Annotated in this window: 15 protein-coding genes; 10 read left to right on the top strand and 5 right to left on the bottom strand. The window is 60.3% G+C overall.

The features are described 5' to 3' along the window. Nucleotides 1-19 precede the first annotated feature (19 nt). Entirely contained in the window at nucleotides 20-1,108 is a 1,089-nt protein-coding gene (gene ruvB, locus ACREB4_RS13735; protein WP_431588789.1) for a Holliday junction branch migration DNA helicase RuvB, read from the bottom strand. A gap of 184 nt (nucleotides 1,109-1,292) precedes the next feature. Between ruvB and ACREB4_RS13730 the strand changes: the two genes are divergently transcribed. The 3 genes from ACREB4_RS13730 to ACREB4_RS13720 all read left to right on the top strand — a co-directional run bounded on the left by ACREB4_RS13730 (nucleotide 1,293) and on the right by ACREB4_RS13720 (nucleotide 5,407). After that, the gene (locus ACREB4_RS13730) at nucleotides 1,293-2,396 is read left to right on the top strand and encodes a porin (RefSeq protein WP_431588788.1); all 1,104 of its coding nucleotides are present in this window, start codon (nucleotides 1,293-1,295) and stop codon (nucleotides 2,394-2,396) included. A gap of 167 nt (nucleotides 2,397-2,563) precedes the next feature. Next, a complete protein-coding gene (locus tag ACREB4_RS13725; protein WP_431588787.1) occupies nucleotides 2,564-3,829 on the top strand; it encodes a porin in 1,266 nt (421 codons plus the stop codon). 360 nt (nucleotides 3,830-4,189) lie between these two features. Then, entirely contained in the window at nucleotides 4,190-5,407 is a 1,218-nt protein-coding gene (locus ACREB4_RS13720) for a porin (RefSeq protein ID WP_431588786.1), read from the top strand. Between the two features lie 74 nt (nucleotides 5,408-5,481). On the opposite strand, the gene lysA is transcribed toward ACREB4_RS13720, so the two are convergent. After that, on the bottom strand, nucleotides 5,482-6,753 hold the full coding sequence (lysA, locus tag ACREB4_RS13715) for a diaminopimelate decarboxylase (RefSeq protein ID WP_431588785.1): 1,272 nt from the start codon (nucleotides 6,751-6,753) through the stop codon (nucleotides 5,482-5,484). Beyond that, on the bottom strand, nucleotides 6,750-6,923 hold the full coding sequence (gene lptM / locus ACREB4_RS13710) for an LPS translocon maturation chaperone LptM (RefSeq protein ID WP_431588784.1): 174 nt from the start codon (nucleotides 6,921-6,923) through the stop codon (nucleotides 6,750-6,752). The genes lysA and lptM overlap by 4 nt, the downstream gene beginning before the upstream one ends. A 24-nt stretch (nucleotides 6,924-6,947) precedes the next feature. Here lptM and cyaY point away from each other — a divergent pair, with 24 nt between their 5' ends. Continuing rightward, nucleotides 6,948-7,301: an iron donor protein CyaY gene (gene cyaY, locus ACREB4_RS13705; protein ID WP_431588783.1), complete on the top strand. Its 354-nt coding sequence runs from the start codon at nucleotides 6,948-6,950 to the stop codon at nucleotides 7,299-7,301. An 18-nt stretch (nucleotides 7,302-7,319) separates the two neighbouring features. Here cyaY and ACREB4_RS13700 read toward each other — a convergent pair whose 3' ends face one another. Continuing rightward, a complete protein-coding gene (locus ACREB4_RS13700) occupies nucleotides 7,320-9,695 on the bottom strand; it encodes a penicillin-binding protein 1A (RefSeq protein ID WP_431588782.1) in 2,376 nt (791 codons plus the stop codon). Between the two features lie 288 nt (nucleotides 9,696-9,983). Between ACREB4_RS13700 and ACREB4_RS13695 the strand changes: the two genes are divergently transcribed. From ACREB4_RS13695 to ACREB4_RS13670, 6 genes are read left to right on the top strand one after another with little or no spacing between them, the layout of a single operon-like run. Then, entirely contained in the window at nucleotides 9,984-11,021 is a 1,038-nt protein-coding gene (locus ACREB4_RS13695; RefSeq protein ID WP_431588781.1) for a pilus assembly protein PilM, read from the top strand. Then, entirely contained in the window at nucleotides 11,018-11,659 is a 642-nt protein-coding gene (locus ACREB4_RS13690; RefSeq protein WP_431588780.1) for a PilN domain-containing protein, read from the top strand. The genes ACREB4_RS13695 and ACREB4_RS13690 overlap by 4 nt, the downstream gene beginning before the upstream one ends. Before the next feature lie 14 nt (nucleotides 11,660-11,673). Continuing rightward, nucleotides 11,674-12,366: a type 4a pilus biogenesis protein PilO gene (locus ACREB4_RS13685; protein ID WP_431588779.1), complete on the top strand. Its 693-nt coding sequence runs from the start codon at nucleotides 11,674-11,676 to the stop codon at nucleotides 12,364-12,366. Beyond that, the gene (locus ACREB4_RS13680; protein WP_431588778.1) at nucleotides 12,363-12,899 is read left to right on the top strand and encodes a pilus assembly protein PilP; all 537 of its coding nucleotides are present in this window, start codon (nucleotides 12,363-12,365) and stop codon (nucleotides 12,897-12,899) included. The genes ACREB4_RS13685 and ACREB4_RS13680 overlap by 4 nt, the downstream gene beginning before the upstream one ends. 23 nt (nucleotides 12,900-12,922) lie before the next feature. After that, on the top strand, nucleotides 12,923-15,028 hold the full coding sequence (gene pilQ / locus ACREB4_RS13675; RefSeq protein WP_431588777.1) for a type IV pilus secretin PilQ: 2,106 nt from the start codon (nucleotides 12,923-12,925) through the stop codon (nucleotides 15,026-15,028). Between the two features lie 23 nt (nucleotides 15,029-15,051). Next, entirely contained in the window at nucleotides 15,052-15,591 is a 540-nt protein-coding gene (locus ACREB4_RS13670; RefSeq protein WP_431588819.1) for a shikimate kinase, read from the top strand. Nucleotides 15,592-15,601: 10 nt separating this feature from the next. Here the strand turns inward: ACREB4_RS13670 and galU are convergent, their stop codons facing one another. Continuing rightward, a complete protein-coding gene (galU, locus tag ACREB4_RS13665; protein ID WP_431588776.1) occupies nucleotides 15,602-16,471 on the bottom strand; it encodes a UTP--glucose-1-phosphate uridylyltransferase GalU in 870 nt (289 codons plus the stop codon). Nucleotides 16,472-16,500 lie beyond the last annotated feature (29 nt).

Below are 16,500 nucleotides of genomic sequence, written 5' to 3'. Positions count from 1 at the left end.
AAGCTGGGGCAGCGGATCTTCAGAGCAACAAAGGCTCCGGCCCTTGCGGCGGATTCAGCCCCAGGTGCCTGAAGGCCGAGGCCGTGGCCATGCGCCCACGCGGCGTCCGCTGAAGAAATCCCTGCTGGATCAGGTAGGGCTCGATCACATCCTCGATGGTCTCGCGCTCTTCGCCGATGGCCGCGGCCAGGTTGTCCAGGCCCACCGGTCCGCCGTCGAAGCGGTGGATGATCGCTTCCAACAACTTGCGGTCCATCACGTCCAGGCCCAGCGGGTCCACGTCCAGCATGGCCAGGGCCTTGTCCGCGATCTGCCGCGTGATGCGGCCATCGCCCTTGACCTCGGCATAGTCGCGCACTCGTCGCAACAGGCGGTTGGCAATGCGCGGCGTGCCACGTGAACGGCGGGCCAGTTCCAGCGCACCTTCCGCATCGATCGGGGCGTTCAGCAGTCTGGCCGACCGCGTCACGATGCGCGTCAACTCTTCGGCCGTGTAGAACTCGAGCCGGGCCACGATGCCGAAGCGGTCGCGCAGCGGGTTGGTCAGCATGCCTGCCCGGGTCGTCGCGCCGACCAGCGTGAAAGGCTGCAGGTCCAGCTTGATCGAACGCGCGGCAGGGCCATCGCCGATCATGATGTCGATCTGGTAGTCCTCCAGCGCGGGGTAGAGGATTTCCTCGACCACGGGGCTGAGGCGGTGGATCTCGTCGATGAACAGCACATCGTGCCGTTCCAGGTTGGTCAGGATCGCCGCCAGGTCCTTGGGCTTTTCCAGCACGGGGCCCGAGGTTTGCCGCAGGTTCACGCCCAGTTCAGTCGCGATGATGTGGCTCAGTGTGGTCTTGCCCAGGCCGGGTGGCCCGAACAGCAGCACGTGGTCCAGGGCCTCACCGCGCTTGCGCGCCGCACCGATGAAGATTTCCAACTGCTCGCGGGCCTTGGCCTGGCCCACGTACTCGTCCAGGTCCTTGGGGCGCAAGGCCCTCTCCAAGGCATCCTCGTGCGGTGAGGTGACGCCAGCGGCGACCACCCTCGGGCCATCAAAAGCTGGCACGCTCATGCTTTTTTGGGGGGCCGGACTTCCGAAGTCATCGGTTTGAATGCTCATGGCTGCCGATTATCCGGCTTCTTGAGGTTGTTGCCTTGGCGCAACGATAGGCCGTTCGGATTGGGGTTTATGACAACCCTGTCATCACGTCGATTGCAAAAGTCTGTTGCAATTCGCAGAGTTTCGGCGGGGCCGCTTGTTTGGCGCCGCTGCTGAGGCCTCTGGTACAACTTTGGAGAATTCAATGAAAAAGACTTTGCTGGCGATTGCTGCTCTGGCTGCCACTTCGGGCGCTTTTGCCCAATCTTCCGTGACGCTGTATGGCGTGGTTGACGCTTCGGTTGAAAACATCGCTGCCACCAGCCGCGTGTCGCGCGTTTCTTCCGATAACCTGGCCACATCGCGCCTGGGTTTCAAGGGTTCTGAAGACCTGGGCGGCGGTCTGCGCGCCAACTTCACCCTGGAAACTGCTCTGAAGACGGACACCGGCGCCAATGGCGGCGGCACTGCCCGCTTCTTCGACCGCGCTGCCTGGGTTGGCCTGCAAGGCGGCTTCGGTGAGCTGCGCCTGGGTCGCATCGATTCGTCGATCGGCGCTTTGGCTGGCGACACCAAGCTCCTGGGCGCTCAGCCCTACGATGACCTGAAGATCGCGCCGACCCGTGCCGGCACCAACTATCGCCGTGTGGATAACTCCATCACCTACCTGTTGCCTTCGTTCGTGTCCGGTCTGACTGCCCAATTGCAGTACTCGACGGCCGCCAACGGCTTCAACGCCGGTACCGGCGCGATCGACACCACCGTTGCTGGCACCGAAGCCACCAACAACAACGCTGGCAAGTCCTATGGCCTGAACGTCAAGTACGTGGCCGGTCCTTTCCTGGCCGGTGTTGGCTATCTGAGCGCACGTGACGAGCAATTCGCCACCGCTGGCAATCAAAAGGCCAATGCCACCCTGGTGTTTGCTGGCTACGACTTCGGCGTCGTCAAGCTGACCGGTTACTACGACACGGAAACCCGTGCGTTCGCGAACACGGACCGCCTGGTCGTCGCTGGCTTGAAGGTGGGCGTGCCCATCGGTTCCGACTTCCTGATCACGGCCAGCATTGCTGAAGCCAGCAACGTCGTTGCCAATGCCAACGCAGCCCTCGGCGGGGACCACGATGATGCGGTGATCTCTTCACTGAAGGCCACTTACAGCCTGTCCAAGCGCACCTCGGTGTATGGTCTGTTCACCAATGTGAACAACGAAGGCCGTGCCAACCTGGGCATCTCCGGTGGTGGCGTGACCGTCGCCGCAGGCCAGAGCGCACGTGGCCTGGCATTCGGCATTGCTCACGCTTTCTGATCCTGCGTCTGACGCATCTAAAAAGGGGCTTCGGCCCCTTTTTTCATGTCCGATGATCCAAATGTTGCCATTTTGCGACACCTAGAGCAAACCTGTAAGTCTCCAAGATTTGGTTGGGCAACAATCCAATCCGACCCCCGATTCGGGGGGTATCTAGGAGATCTTCCATGCAAAAGAACGTTCTGACCAAAGCCGTCGCGGTGGCTTTGGCTACTCTGGGTGCTGGTGGTGTCGCCGTGGCCCAATCCAGCGTGACCATTTACGGCAATGCCGACGTGAGCATCGACCACGTCAGCAAGTCCAAAGGCTCCGTTGCTTCGTCCACCAAATACAGCGCCACGCGCGTCTCCCCGAGCGCGACGTCGCAAACGTCGTTTGGCTTCAAGGGGGTTGAAGACCTGGGCGGTGGCTTGAAGGCATCCTTCGTTCTGGAAGGTCAACTGAACCATGACACCGGCGGCTTGAGCCAGGACGGTCGCATCTTCGGCCGTCAAAGCTATGTGGGCTTGACCACCAACTTCGGCGAGTTCCGCCTGGGCCGCCAGTACGCTCCGATTTTCTATTCCACGGCCTTGATCACGACCGAGCGTTTCGGTGCAACCGACTTGTTCATCGAAGGCGGGGCCACGAACAATCTCCACGTGCGCCAGGACAATCAGATCAGCTATTGGCTCAAGCTCGGCGGTTTCACGGGTGAGGTCTCTTATTCGCCGAATGCAGGTGTTGCTGCCACCACCAGTCCCGCTCGCTCGACCACTCCTCCGACTGCGGCCACTGGTCAAATCATCGGTGGCGCCAGTGCTGGCACTGAAGATGGCACGAAAACGGGTCGCTCCTTTGGTCTGTTGGCGGCCTACGCAGACGGTGGTTTGGCACTGACTGGTGGCTATCACCTCAACTATTTCAACGACAAGCTCAATGCCAGCGGCTACAACGTCGTTTATGGCACGACTCCCACCAACTTCGTTCTGGACAAGTACTCGGCCTTCAACCTGGGCGCCAAGTACACCCTGTCCGGGTCTGGCATCTCCTTCAATGGTGTTGGCGGGCAAGGCCAATACGAGTTGGTGGATGGCCGGGACTTGAAGTTGGACTTCCTGGCCATCGGTACCCGCATCCCTGTGGGCGAGTGGTCGTTGGTCGCGCAGCTTTCGCAAACCCGCTTTCGCAATTTCACCAAGGGCAAGGATGTGGGCGTGATGTTGGGCACAGATTACGCCTTGTCAAAGCGCACCTCCTTGTTCGCCCGCGTGGGCCAGATCAAGGACACGAAGGGTGATGTCTACACGGGTGGCGGCACGCCCATCGTTGGGGGCCCTGATGTCGTGGGTGTCAACTTTGGTTTCCGCGAAACTCCGGTCTTTGCCGGAGCGGGAATCAACCCCGATGGCAAGACCACTTATGTCGGCCTCGGCATTCGTCATTCTTTCTGATCAAATTTTCTCTGCTGAAGTTCAAAGCCGCCCCTTGGGGCGGCTTTTTTTATATTCCGATCAACGCTTGTGTATTGGGGTATTTACTGTGTTTTGTCATTGAAAGGAATGGATTCAATGAGACAGGTTGCCGAATTGGAGCAACCCGTCATCAATTTGCCTTCAACACTGACGGAGTGAAGTGTTAATATCATCGGGGAACATGGTATTCCTCATTGATTTGATGATATGCGTTGCCAGAATCATGGCGGGGAGGCTCATGGGGTTTCAATTGCTCACAGCAGTTAATCCATGAGATATTGAACGTTATTCAATCAATACTTGTCTTTTCACAGTAACTATTTTGTAGTCGTGTTATCCATGCAAAAAACATTCAAACTCTCTGGCGTTTGCGCTGCAACCGTTCTCGTGGCTTGTGCCAGCACGGGCGCCATGGCCGCCTCTGGCCTGACCATCTACGGGACGCTTGACGCTTCGCTGGAGCGCAACAACCTCAAAACTTCTCCCTTGACCGTGGCCGCCACTGGCGCCGTGGCTCCATTGGCTGGCAGTGCAGCCAGTGATGTCTCGACCACCCGTGTCTCAAACGGCATCATGACTCAAAGCTTCATTGGCTTTCAAGGTGTCGAAGACCTCGGCGGTGGCTTGGAGGTTTCGTTCAAGTTGGAGTCCTATCTGGATGTGGACACCGGTGCTACCTCCAGCAATGACCTGACCAATTCCCTCCTGTCCGGCTCCAACACTTACAACGCCCGTGACAAAGGCGGTTTCTGGGGGCGGAATGCTTATGTGGGCATCAAAACCAACTATGGCTTATTCCGTCTGGGACAAATGGACTCCCTGGGGTACCTGTCCGCAGAAAGGTTCAGCCCATTTGGTGCTTCCAAATTGACGCCATCGCGGATTTTTTACAAGACCGACTATTACTCGCAGGGTTGGAGCAATGCGGTCGCTTACTTTGCCAAGGTTGGCAAAGTGGGTGCGGCTGCCATGTACAGCGCCAAGGAAACCACGAATGAAACCAACCCTGGCTTGGGTGCCAAGTGGGCGACCACCGTGGGCTATTTCGACGACCAATTCTCGGCTTCGCTCGGCTATGAAAACAACAAGTCAAGTGTGGGCGTGACTCCCACGTTGGCGGTGCCCAATGGCGCCAATTTCCCGGCGACCAACGAGTCCTGGTTCCTGAACAGCTTCTATGACTTTGGTGTGGCCAAGTTGTTTGCCCAGTATGGTTACGGCAAGCTGGATCGCAAGGCTGTGACCTCGCCTGATGCGGTGTCCAAGGGCTATCAACTGGGCGTCAGCGTGCCCTTTGGCGATCGCTTCAAGGCCATCGCTTCCTTCTCCAATGGCAAGATCCACCTTGAGTCCGTGTCACCCACCGTGGACGGTTTGGAGGCTCGCGATGTCAAGATCTTCACCATTGGCAGCACGTACGACTTGTCGAAGCGCACGAACCTGTATGCCGTGTTCTCGAACGAGAAGAACGATTACCAATTGCCCACAGGACTGGGTATTTTGAATCGCGAAGTCAAAGAAACCACGGTCGCACTCGGAGTGCGCCACAGCTTCTAAGCCAAGCTGAGCATGAACAAAAAATGGAGCCTTCGGGCTCCATTTTTCATGCAACCGGAGAAATCCTTCGAGCCCTATTTGAGCAAGGACTCCAGGCCAAACAAGTCCTCAGCCCGCTCCCGCGCCCGAATGACCCAGACCTGATCGCCATCCACCATCAACTCGGCCGCCCGTCCGCGGGTGTTGTAGTTGCTGGCCATGGTCATGCCATAGGCGCCCGCCGACAGCACCGCCAGCACATCGCCAGCTTTGACCGCCAGGGCGCGGTCCCGGCCCAGCCAGTCGCCTGATTCGCAGACAGGTCCGACCACGTCCCAGACCTGTGCAGTTTCATCCGAACGTTGCTGGATGTTCACGATGCCCATGTAGGCCTCGTACAGGGCAGGGCGCATCAAGTCGTTCATGGCGGCATCGACCACGCAAAAATTCTTTTGCTCGCCCGGCTTGAGGAACAGCACTTCGGTCAGCAGCACACCCGCGTTGCCGACCAGTGAGCGCCCGGGTTCGAACAAAATCTCGCGGTGGCCATGGCCGCGGGCATCGATTTTTGCCAGCAACTGGCCGATCAGGACGTCCGCCGCTGGGGGGGCCTCATCGGTGTAGGTGATGCCCAGGCCGCCGCCCAGGTCCATGTGGTGGATGGTCACACCGGCCGCCTCGATGGCTTCGACCAGGTCCAGCACGCGGTCCAGCGCGTCCAGGTAGGGCGCCACTTCGGTGATCTGGGATCCGATGTGGCAATCGATGCCCACCACTTCCAGCCCTGGCAAAGCGGCGGCGCGCCGGTAAGTGGCCACAGCTTCCTCGTGGGCAATGCCGAACTTATTGCCTTTCAGGCCGGTCGAGATGTAGGGGTGCGTACCGGCATCCACGTCGGGGTTCACGCGAAGGCTGACGCGCGCCTTGCGGCCCAGGCCGTGGGCAAGCTCGGAGAGCACCTCCAACTCGGCGGTGCTCTCGACATTGAAGCAGCGAACGCCCGCCTCAATCGCCTGTCGCATCTCTGCCCGTGTCTTGCCCACGCCAGAGAAAACCACCTTGCCCGGATCACCACCAGCGGCCAGCACGCGGGCCAGTTCGCCACCGGAGACGATGTCGAAACCGCAGCCGGCCTGCGCGAAGGTCTGCAGCACGGCCAGGTTGGAGTTGGCCTTGATGGCGTAACACACCAGGTGCGCCCGACCCTTCAACGCTTTCTGGTACGGCGCCAGCGCGGCCAACATGGCCCGGCGTGAATACACATACAGGGGGCTGCCATGCTCGCGCACCAGATCGCTCAGGCGGATGTCGTCCAGGAACAAATCGGGGCCACGAAAGGCCAGAAAGGGGGAGCCGGGCAGGGTCATGGTGTGTGTTTGGCCTTGGTGCCAGAGGATGCGGAGGAGGCGCCTTGGTCGGGCGAGGGCAGGTAAAGCGGGCCTTTTTGACCGCAGGCGCTGAGCAACAAGGTGCCGATCAGCATGCAGGCGGTGAGGGGCTTTGCGATGCTGCCTAAAATCCGGAGCTGTTTCTTCATACCGACATTCTAAGGATTCCCCCGATGACCGCCCCCAACACGCCTTCCGGCCTGACCGACGCGCAGTACCACGACGCCATCCAGGCGGTGCTCACGCGCATCGAAGCCACGGTGGACCGCTGGCTGGAAAGCGATGTCGCGGACATCGACTCGGCCCGCTCCGGGGGCATGCTGACCCTGACTTTGTCCAACCGCAGCCAGCTCATCATCAATGCACAGCCCCCATTGCAAGAGCTTTGGTTGGCTGCCCGCCGAGGTGGCTTTCATTTCCGCCACACGGAGGGCGGCCAATGGTTGGACACCCGCTCCGGCGAAGAGTTCTTTGCGCTGCTGTCGGCCTGCGCCAGCGAACAGGCAGGTGCGGCCCTGAGTTTCTGATTGGCGGCTGTCAGTGCTTCACTGCTTGCCGTTGCCGAACATGTCCAGGATGTTCTTCTTTTCGTCGGATGAGGTGGGCTCGGGCGTTCCGGGCGCTTGATCTTCGGGTTCGGCGGCCAGTTCGCGCACGCCGGTCCCTGAGGTGTATTCCTCGTAGAACCATTCGCCGCCAATGTTGACCACGCCTTCGGGTTGGGCGGGTTCTTCCACAGGGACCCCACGCAAGGCGGTGCTCATGTAGTCGATCCACACGGGCAAGGCCAGTCCGCCACCGGTTTCCTTGTCGCCCAGCTTGCGCGGCTGGTCGTGGCCAATCCACACCACGGACACCGTGTGGGCCGTGTAGCCCGCGAACCAGGCGTCCATCGAGTCGTTGGTGGTGCCGGTCTTGCCGTACAGGTCGGGGCGCTTGAGCGTGGCTTGGGCCCTGGCCGCCGTGCCCGAGCGGGTCACTTCCTGAAGCAGGCTGCTCATCATGAAGGCGTTGCGCGCATCGATGGCGCGCATGGATTCATTCAAGACAGCTGGGCGGTACTGGGCCAGCGCGTGGCCGCGCGAGTCGGTCACCTTCAGCACCAGCATCGGGTTGACGCGGTAGCCCCCATTGGCGAACACCGCGTAGCCATCGGCCATCTGCATGGGCGTGACCGAACCGGCGCCCAGCGCCATGGTCAGGTAGGCGGGGTGCTTGTCGGCTTCGAAGCCGAAGCGGGTGATCCAGTCCTGCGCGTACTTGGCGCCAATGGAGCGCAGCACGCGGATGGAGATCATGTTTTTGGACTTGGCCAGGCCACGACGCAGGGTCATGGGGCCTTCGAATTTGCCGTCGTAATTCTTGGGCTCCCAGGGCTGGCCGCCGGTGACGCCGGCGCTGAAAAAGAGCGGTGCGTCATTGACCGTGGTGGCGGGCGTGAAGCCCTTTTCAAGCGCCGCCGAGTAGATGAAGGGCTTGAAGCTGGAGCCAGGTTGGCGCCAGGCCTGGGTCACGTGGTTGAATTTATTGCGCCCGAAATCGAAGCCGCCAACCATGGCCTTGATCAGTCCGGTGGTCGGGTCCATCGACACGAAAGCGCCTTCCACCTCGGGCAATTGGACGATGGTCCACTGCTCGGACGCGTTCAGCATCAAGCGCACCACGGCGCCACGGCGGATCTGCACCTTCGGGTTGGCCTTGTCGGTCAGGGCATTGCCCACGGCCTTCAGGCCCTCGGGGCCGATGGTGATCTGCTCGCCTGATTGCAGGGCCACCACCAGTTTCTTAGGCTCCGCCGACATCACGACGCCCGCATGGATGGCCTCGCTGTCCGGGTGCTCTTCCAGCGCTTCGGCCACCCGCACATCCACTTGTTTCGGGTCGGACGGCAGGTCGATGTAGGCTTCCGGACCGCGCCAGGCCTGGCGACGGTCGAAATCCAGCAGGCCTTTGCGCAGGGCCTTGTAGGCCGCTGTTTGCTCCGGCATGCGGACCGAGGTGTAGACATTCAGGCCGCGGGTGTAGGCATCCGGCCCGTACTGGTCGTGCATCAGCGAGCGGGCGGCTTCCGCCGCGTACTCGGCGTGCGCGGAAACAGGCGCCTTGGTCCGGTAGACCAGGTCCTCGTCCTTGGCTTCGTCTCGCTGGTCCGAGGTGATGAAGCCATTGTCGAACATGCGATCAATGATGTATTGCTGGCGGATCGTGGCGCGCTTGGGGTTGCGGACCGGGTTGTAGGCCGAAGGCGCCTTGGGCAGTCCGGCCAACATGGCGGCTTCCGCGATGGTGATGTCCTTGATGGGTTTGCCGAAGTAGGTGTCGCAGGCTGCGGAAAACCCGTACGCGCGTTGCCCCAGGTAGATCTGGTTCATGTAGAGCTCCAGGATCTGGTCCTTGCTCAACAGGCTTTCGATCTTCAAGGCCAGCAGCATCTCGTAGATTTTGCGGGTGAAGGTTTTTTCGGTGGGCAGGTAAAAATTGCGGGCCACCTGCATGGTGATGGTCGAGGCACCTTGGCTGCGGGCCTCGCCGAAATTGGCCAAACCGGCGCGCAGCACCCCGATGTAGTCCACGCCACCGTGCTTGTAGAAGCGGGCATCTTCAATCGCCAAAACCGCGTCCCGCATGACCCTCGGAATTTGCTTGATGGGCAGAAAATCACGCTTTTCTTCCCCGAATTCTCCAATAAGCACGTTATCTGCCGAATAAACGCGCATCGGCATTTTGGGCTGGTAATCGGATAACCCACCCACCGCGGGCAATTGAGGGTATGCCACTGCCAGGCCAATGCCAGCCAGTAAAGCGCCGCTCAAGGCCCCGGCCAGGCCCAGTCCAATCAGTGCCAGCAAAGGTTTGACGAGCCAGGTTGCCCACCAGGGGCTGGGGTGACGGGGGGCTTTGGAAGAAACGGAATCGCTCATGTAGGCAGGCCTGTGACACTGAGCGGATTATAGGAACTCAAGCGGGGTCGACCTTCTGTACACCATGGCACACTTTGACCTCATTCACATCTTGGTCGGATTTGCAACTGTCTGTAAGGCGTGTGCATATCGCAACGCGCTTGGGATTTGCCCTGCTTTAACTTCGTTCAAACACAAAACCTTTACTGATAGCATTGAAGTGGTTTATTAACTTTCCAGCGCCGTAGTTGGTGCGTGGGGGACGGTGTGAGCTTTCTTGACACGCTCTTGGGCCGCAAGCATCCGCCAATGATTGGACTGGACATCAGTTCATCAAGCGTGAAGCTGGTCGAGCTGAGCCAGACACAGTCTGGCGAATACATACTGGAACGATTTGCGTCCGAGCCCTTCGAAAAGGGTTGGATCGCCGACGGTCAAATCGAAAAATTCGACGAGGTCGCGGAAGCCGTGCGCAAGGTCGTCGTCAAAAGCGGCACCCGCACCAAGCACGTGGCCATGGCAATGCCGCAGTCGGCTGTCATCACGAAGAAGATCATGTTGCCGGCAGGCCTGCGTGAAGAAGAAATGGAAATGCAGGTCGAGGCCGAGGCCAACCAGTACATCCCATTCTCCTTGGACGAAGTCAGCCTCGATTTTTGCGTGGTCGGCCCCAGTCCAACCTCGGTGGGGGACGTCGAGGTCATGATCGCGGCATCCCGCAAAGACCGGGTTCAGGACCGCCAAGGCCTGGCCGAATCGGCCGGGTTGAAGCCAGCCATCCTGGACATTGAGTCCTACGCCTCACGCCTGGCCGTGCAGCGCTTGGTGGAGGGGCTGCCCGGCGAGGGCAAGGACGCCTTGGTGGCCTTGTTCGAGATCGGTGCCGAGAACACCAGCCTGAAAGTGCTGCGCGACAACGAACTGCTCTACGACCGTGATCAGGCCTTTGGCGGCGCGCAATTGACGCAGCTCATCTCGCGCCAATATGGCTTTTCCTTTGAAGAAGCCGAAACCAAAAAGCTGGCCGGTGATCTGCCCGAGGATTTCCAAAGCAGCCTGTTGGGGCCCTTCGTCGACAGCCTCTCCCAGGAAATTGGCCGTGCCTTGCAGTATTTTTTCACCAGTACCCCGCACCACAAGGTGCACTACGTGATGTTGGCTGGCGGCACAGCGGCCCTCCCGGGCTTGAAAGACCGCGTCACCGAGTTGACCGGCTTTGCCTCCCTGGTGGTCAACCCCTTCGATGGGATGAAGCTGGGCAGCGCTGTTCGCGAAAGCAAGCTTCGCCGTGAGGCGCCGTCCTACCTCACTGCGTGTGGACTGGCCATGCGGAGGTTCCTCGCATGATCCTGATCAACCTATTGCCGCACCGCGAAGAAAAGCGAAAGCTTCGCAAGCAGGCGTTCTTCGTGGGGCTGGGCTTGTCCCTTGTTGCCGGGGCTGTCCTCGTGGCCATGGGCTACGCCGTCCAGCAGCAGATGATTTCCGCGCAACAGGCTCGCAACGAATTCCTCACGGCCGAGATCCACAAACTGGAAGACGACATCAAGGATGTTTCTGGTTTGAAGGCCGAGATCGAATCACTCAAGGCGCGTCAAAAGGCCGTGGAAGATCTGCAGATCGACCGCAACATCCCGGTGCATTTGCTCAACGAGCTGGTCAGCCAGACGCCGGAAGGCATTTACCTCAAGAGCATCAAGCAGGATGGTCAGACGGTGCTGGTGTCCGGCATCGCCCAGACCAACGAGCGTGTCTCCGAGTTCCTGCGCAACACGGCCTACAAATCCGAATGGCTCGAGAAACCCGAGCTTCAGGAAATCAAGGCCTCCGCTCAGCAGACCAAGGATGTTCGCGAACCCAAGCGCCTGTTCGACTTCTCCATCCGTTTGAGCTTGAAGCGTCCTCAGGATGTCTCGCCGGCCGCTTCGGCGGCATCAGGTGCGTCAGCACCGAGTCCGGCTGCCCTCGCAGCTTCGAAGTCTTGAGGCTCTGACACATCATGGCGAATCCCAATATCAACTTCGACCTCAATGCCTGGTTCCAGGATGCACAGGACCAGTTCAAGGGGCTGAACCCCAATGAGCCGGGGCAGTGGCCCCTCCTTCCCAAGCTCGCCGTTTTTCTTTTTGCCGCCGTGGTGGTGGTGGCGTTGGGCTGGTTCGGTCTGTTGCAAAGCCAGGACGAGCAATTGACCTCCGAGCGTGACAAGGAGCCCACGCTCAAAGAAGAGTTCCGCAGCAAGCTGGCGCAGGCCATCAACCTCAATGAGTTGCGCAAGCAGCGCACGCAGGTTCAAGAGTACGTGACCCAGCTCGAGAAGCAATTGCCGGGCAAGGCTGAAATGGATGCCTTGTTGTCCGACATCAACCAGGCTGGCTTGGGTCGTGGACTCGATTTCGAACTGTTTCGCCCTGGCCAGGTGTCGGTCAAGGACTATTACGCCGAATTGCCGATTTCGATCCGCGTGACCGGGCGTTACCACGACATCGGCGCGTTCACCGCCGACATCGCCAACCTGTCTCGGATCGTGACCTTGCACAATTTGACGATTGGCATGCCCACAGGCGCTACGGGTTCCAACAGTGCCTTGTTCATGGAAGCGACGGCCCGGACCTACCGCTACCTGGATCCGGCTGAAGTCGAAGCCCAGCGCGCTGGCCAAAACAAAGCCAACAAAGGGGGCAAGAAATGACATGTCGCCCTCATCTGGCCTGGGTGGCCGTGATCACCATGGCTTTGCTGGCGGGATGCTCTTCCGAACAGGATGAGCTGAAAGCCTGGATGGACCAGCAGCGCCGCGAGGTTCAACCCAGCGTGCCCCCGCTCAAGCCCCCGCAAAAATTCAATCCCCGCGCCTATGTCGGGGCGGAAGGTGTCGAGCCGTTCAGCACTCAAAAACTGACCGTGGCGCTCAAACAAGAAGCTCGTCAACCGAATTCGGCCATTTCTGCCGAATTGAACCGCCGCAAGGAGCCGCTGGAGGCCTACCCGCTCGATTCCATGAGCATGGTGGGCAGCGTGAATCGTAAAGGTGCTCCTTATGCGCTGCTCAGGGTCGATAACCTGCTTTATCAAGTCAAGACTGGTGACTATCTTGGCCAGAACTACGGAAAGATCATGAAGATCACCGAGACCGAAATCGAGTTGCGCGAAATTGTTCAGGACGCCGCGGGCGAATGGACGGAACGCCCGACCACGCTGCAACTCCAGGAGACCGCGCGATGAAACACATGCAGGAAATTTTGACTATGAAACCGTGGCGCATCGTGCTGGCTGGCGTGTCTCTGGCACTGGCCTCTCCCTTGACTTGGGCGGCGGCGGCCATCCAATCGATCACCAGCAGCCAGCAGGCCGGGGCCGATGTGGTTCGCATCGAGTTGTCCGAGCCACTGTCTTTGGTGCCTGCGGGCTTCGTTGTCCAGGCGCCACCGCGCATCGCGATCGACCTGCCCAGCGTGACCAGTGCCCTCGGCCGCAATGTGGTCGACATCAACCAAGGCAACTTGCGCACGGTGAACGTGGCGCAGGCTGGGGAGCGAACCCGCCTGGTTTTGAACCTGCGCCAGCCCACGACTTACAAGGCCCAGTTGCAAGGCAAGACCCTGATCCTGGTGCTGGACCCGTCACCTGCTTCGACGCCGGCTCCCGCCACCGAGGCCAAGACCAGCACGGCCGCTGCGCCTGACACGGTCCATTTTGCCGAGGCCAAGAACGCGGTCCCCCTGGCACTCAAGGACATCGATTTCCGCCGCGGCCAGGATGGCGCCGGTCGGGTGGTGGTGGATCTGCCCAACAACCAGGTGGGTGTGGACATCAAGCAGCAGGGGCAAAACCTGGTGGTCGAGTTCGTCCGTGCCAGCTTGCCCGATCGTTTGAAACGTCGTTTCGACGTGGCGGACTTCGGCACGCCGGTGCAAACCGTCAGCGCCACCCAGACTGGTGAGCGTGTCAAGTTGCTGGTGGATGCCCGTGGCGATTGGGAGCATTCCGCTTACCAGAGCGACAACCAGTTCGTCCTGGAAGTCCGCCGCCGGAAGGTGGATCCGAACAAGCTGACCCAGGGTCCTGGTTATTCCGGCGAAAAGTTGTCGCTGAACTTCCAGAACATCGAAGTGCGGGCCTTGTTGCAGGTCATCGCCGACTTCACCAACTTCAACGTGGTGACCAGTGACACCGTCACGGGCAACGTCACCTTGCGGCTGAAAGACGTGCCTTGGGACCAGGCCCTGGACATCATCCTGCAAGCCAAGGGCCTGGGCGTCCGCAAGAGCGGCAATGTGCTGTGGATTGCCCCCAAGGATGAAATCAACGCCAAGGAAAAGCTCGACCTGGAAGCCAAGGCTCAAGTGGCGGCCCTGGAACCTTTGCGCACCCAGGCTTTCCAGCTCAACTACACCAAGGCCGAAGAAATCGCCAAGGGCCTGACGGGCACGCAAACTGGCAGTGGTTCCGGTGGCGGTGGTGGCAGCACGACCACCAAGATCCTGTCGCCACGGGGCAGCGTGATCTATGAAACCCGCACCAACCAGATCTTCGTCAACGACATCCCTTCCAAGCTCGAAGAAATCCAGCAACTGATCAGCAAGATCGACATCCCGGTTCGTCAGGTCTTGATCGAAGCCCGGATCGTCGAGGCGGACGACAGCTTCGGTCGCTCACTGGGCGTGAAGTTGGGGGGGTACAGTTCCGCAGGCCGTGGTGAGTATGGCGTGGGCGTGTCGGGAACCTACTCGGGTGCCCAATTGGGTGTTCAATCCCAGTTCCTGAATCTGCCGGCCACACCGCTCAATGGCTACAGTCCGGCCAGCGTGGGCATCTCCTTGTTCCAGGCGGGTGGCACGCGCGTTTTGAACCTCGAACTGGCGGCACTCGAAGCCGACGGCCGGGGCAAGATCGTGTCCAGTCCTCGGGTGATCACGGCCGACCAGGTGAAGGCCTTGATCGAACAAGGCACGGAATTGCCCTACCAGACGGCCACCTCCAGCGGTGCCACGGCCATCTCCTTCCGCAAGGCCAATCTGAAGCTGGAAGTGACGCCGCAGATCACGCCTGAAGGCAGCATCATCCTGGACGTGGACGTCAACAAGGACAGCGTGGGGCAAGTGACCACGGCGGGTTATGCCATCGATACCAAGCACGTGCAGACCCAAGTGCTGGTGGAAAACGGCGGCACGGTGGTCATTGGCGGCATCTTCCTGCAGTCGGAAACCAATTCGGAACAGAAGGTCCCCTTCCTGGGTGACGTGCCTGTGCTGGGCGCCTTGTTCCGCAACAGCTCCCGTGAAGCCAAGCGGTCCGAACTGCTCATCTTCCTGACTCCCAAGGTGGTCTCGGAGAAAGGCGCTTTGCGCTGAGCCCAGGTCCCTTGAATGCCGTGATTGCCCTCGTGGGGCTGCCTGGCGGCGGTAAATCGACCGTCGGGCGGCAACTGGCCAAGCGAATCAAGGCGCGCTTCATCGATTCAGACGTGGTGCTGGAAGAGCGGATCGGCATGCCCATCCGTTCTTTTTTTGAGCAGCATGGCGAGGATCTGTTCCGCGACCATGAAGAGGCCGTCATCGAAGAATTGACCCAGCAGCGACAGCCTGGCAGCGAGCCATTGGTGATCGCCACGGGTGGCGGCGCCGTGCTGCGTGCCGCCAACCGCCGTCACTTGAAAGAGCGGGCCACGGTGGTCTACCTGCGGTCGACGCCCGAGGAGTTGTTTCGTCGTCTGAGGCACGACACGCAGCGACCTCTGCTGCAGGTCAAGGATCCAATGGCCAAATTGCGCGAGCTTTACGAGCAGCGGCATCCGCTGTACGAAGAAACCGCGCACCATTGCGTCGACACCGGGCGGCCCTCGGTGAGCACGCTGGTCAACATGATCGTGACCCAGCTGGACATGACGAAGGTCGCCGGCCCTCCGGAGTCTTGATCGGCGGCCGTCAGTTCAAGTCGAGCTGCTGGAGGTATTGCTTGAGCCAGGGGCCAACCTGGCTGTGCTGCAAACCCAGTTCGATGTTGGCTTCCAGGAAGCCTTCCTTGCTGCCGCAGTCGTAGCGCTTGCCCTGGTACTGGAAAGCGAAAACCTTCTCCCGGCGCAGCAGTCCGGCAATCCCATCCGTGAGTTGAATCTCGTTGCCCACGCCGCGTGGCTGAGAACGGATTTCTTCGAAAATGCCGGGCGTCAGGATGTAGCGACCTGCCACGCCGAGGCGGGAAGGGGCCTGCTCGGGGCTGGGTTTTTCGACGATGCGTGAAACGTCCATCAGCTGTTCATTGACGGGCGTGCCGGCCACGATGCCGTACCGTTTGGTCTGTTCTTGCGGCACCTCCTGCACGGCCAGGATGGAGGCGCGCCATTGATCGAACTGCCGGACCATCTGGCTCAACACCGGCGTTTCTCCCACCATCAGATCGTCGGCCAGCAGCACGGCGAAGGGTTCACCACGGACCAGTCGTTCGCCGCACAGCACGGCATGCCCCAGCCCCAGGCTTTTGGGCTGGCGCACGAACACGCATTCCATGTCGGCCGGCTTGATGGATTGCACCAAGTTGAGCAACTCGTGCTTGTTGGCCTGCTCAAGTTCGTATTCGAGTTCGAAAGCGGTGTCGAAATGGTCTTCGATGGGGCGCTTGTGCCGCCCGGTGACGAAGATCATTTCGCGGATGCCGGCATCGTAGGCTTCTTCGACCGCGTACTGGATGAGGGGCTTGTCCACCACCGGCAGCATCTCCTTGGGCTGCGCCTTGGTGGCAGGCAGGAAACGCGTTCCCAGTCCCGCGACCGGGAAGATGGCCTTGGTGATTTGCATGTGGTGTTCCTCAGTACAGCGCTCGATCT

It is taken from the genome of Aquabacterium sp., from assembly GCF_050725395.1.
Lineage (GTDB): Bacteria > Pseudomonadota > Gammaproteobacteria > Burkholderiales > Burkholderiaceae_C > Aquabacterium.
This window is presented reverse-complemented; position numbering and strand designations above follow the sequence as displayed.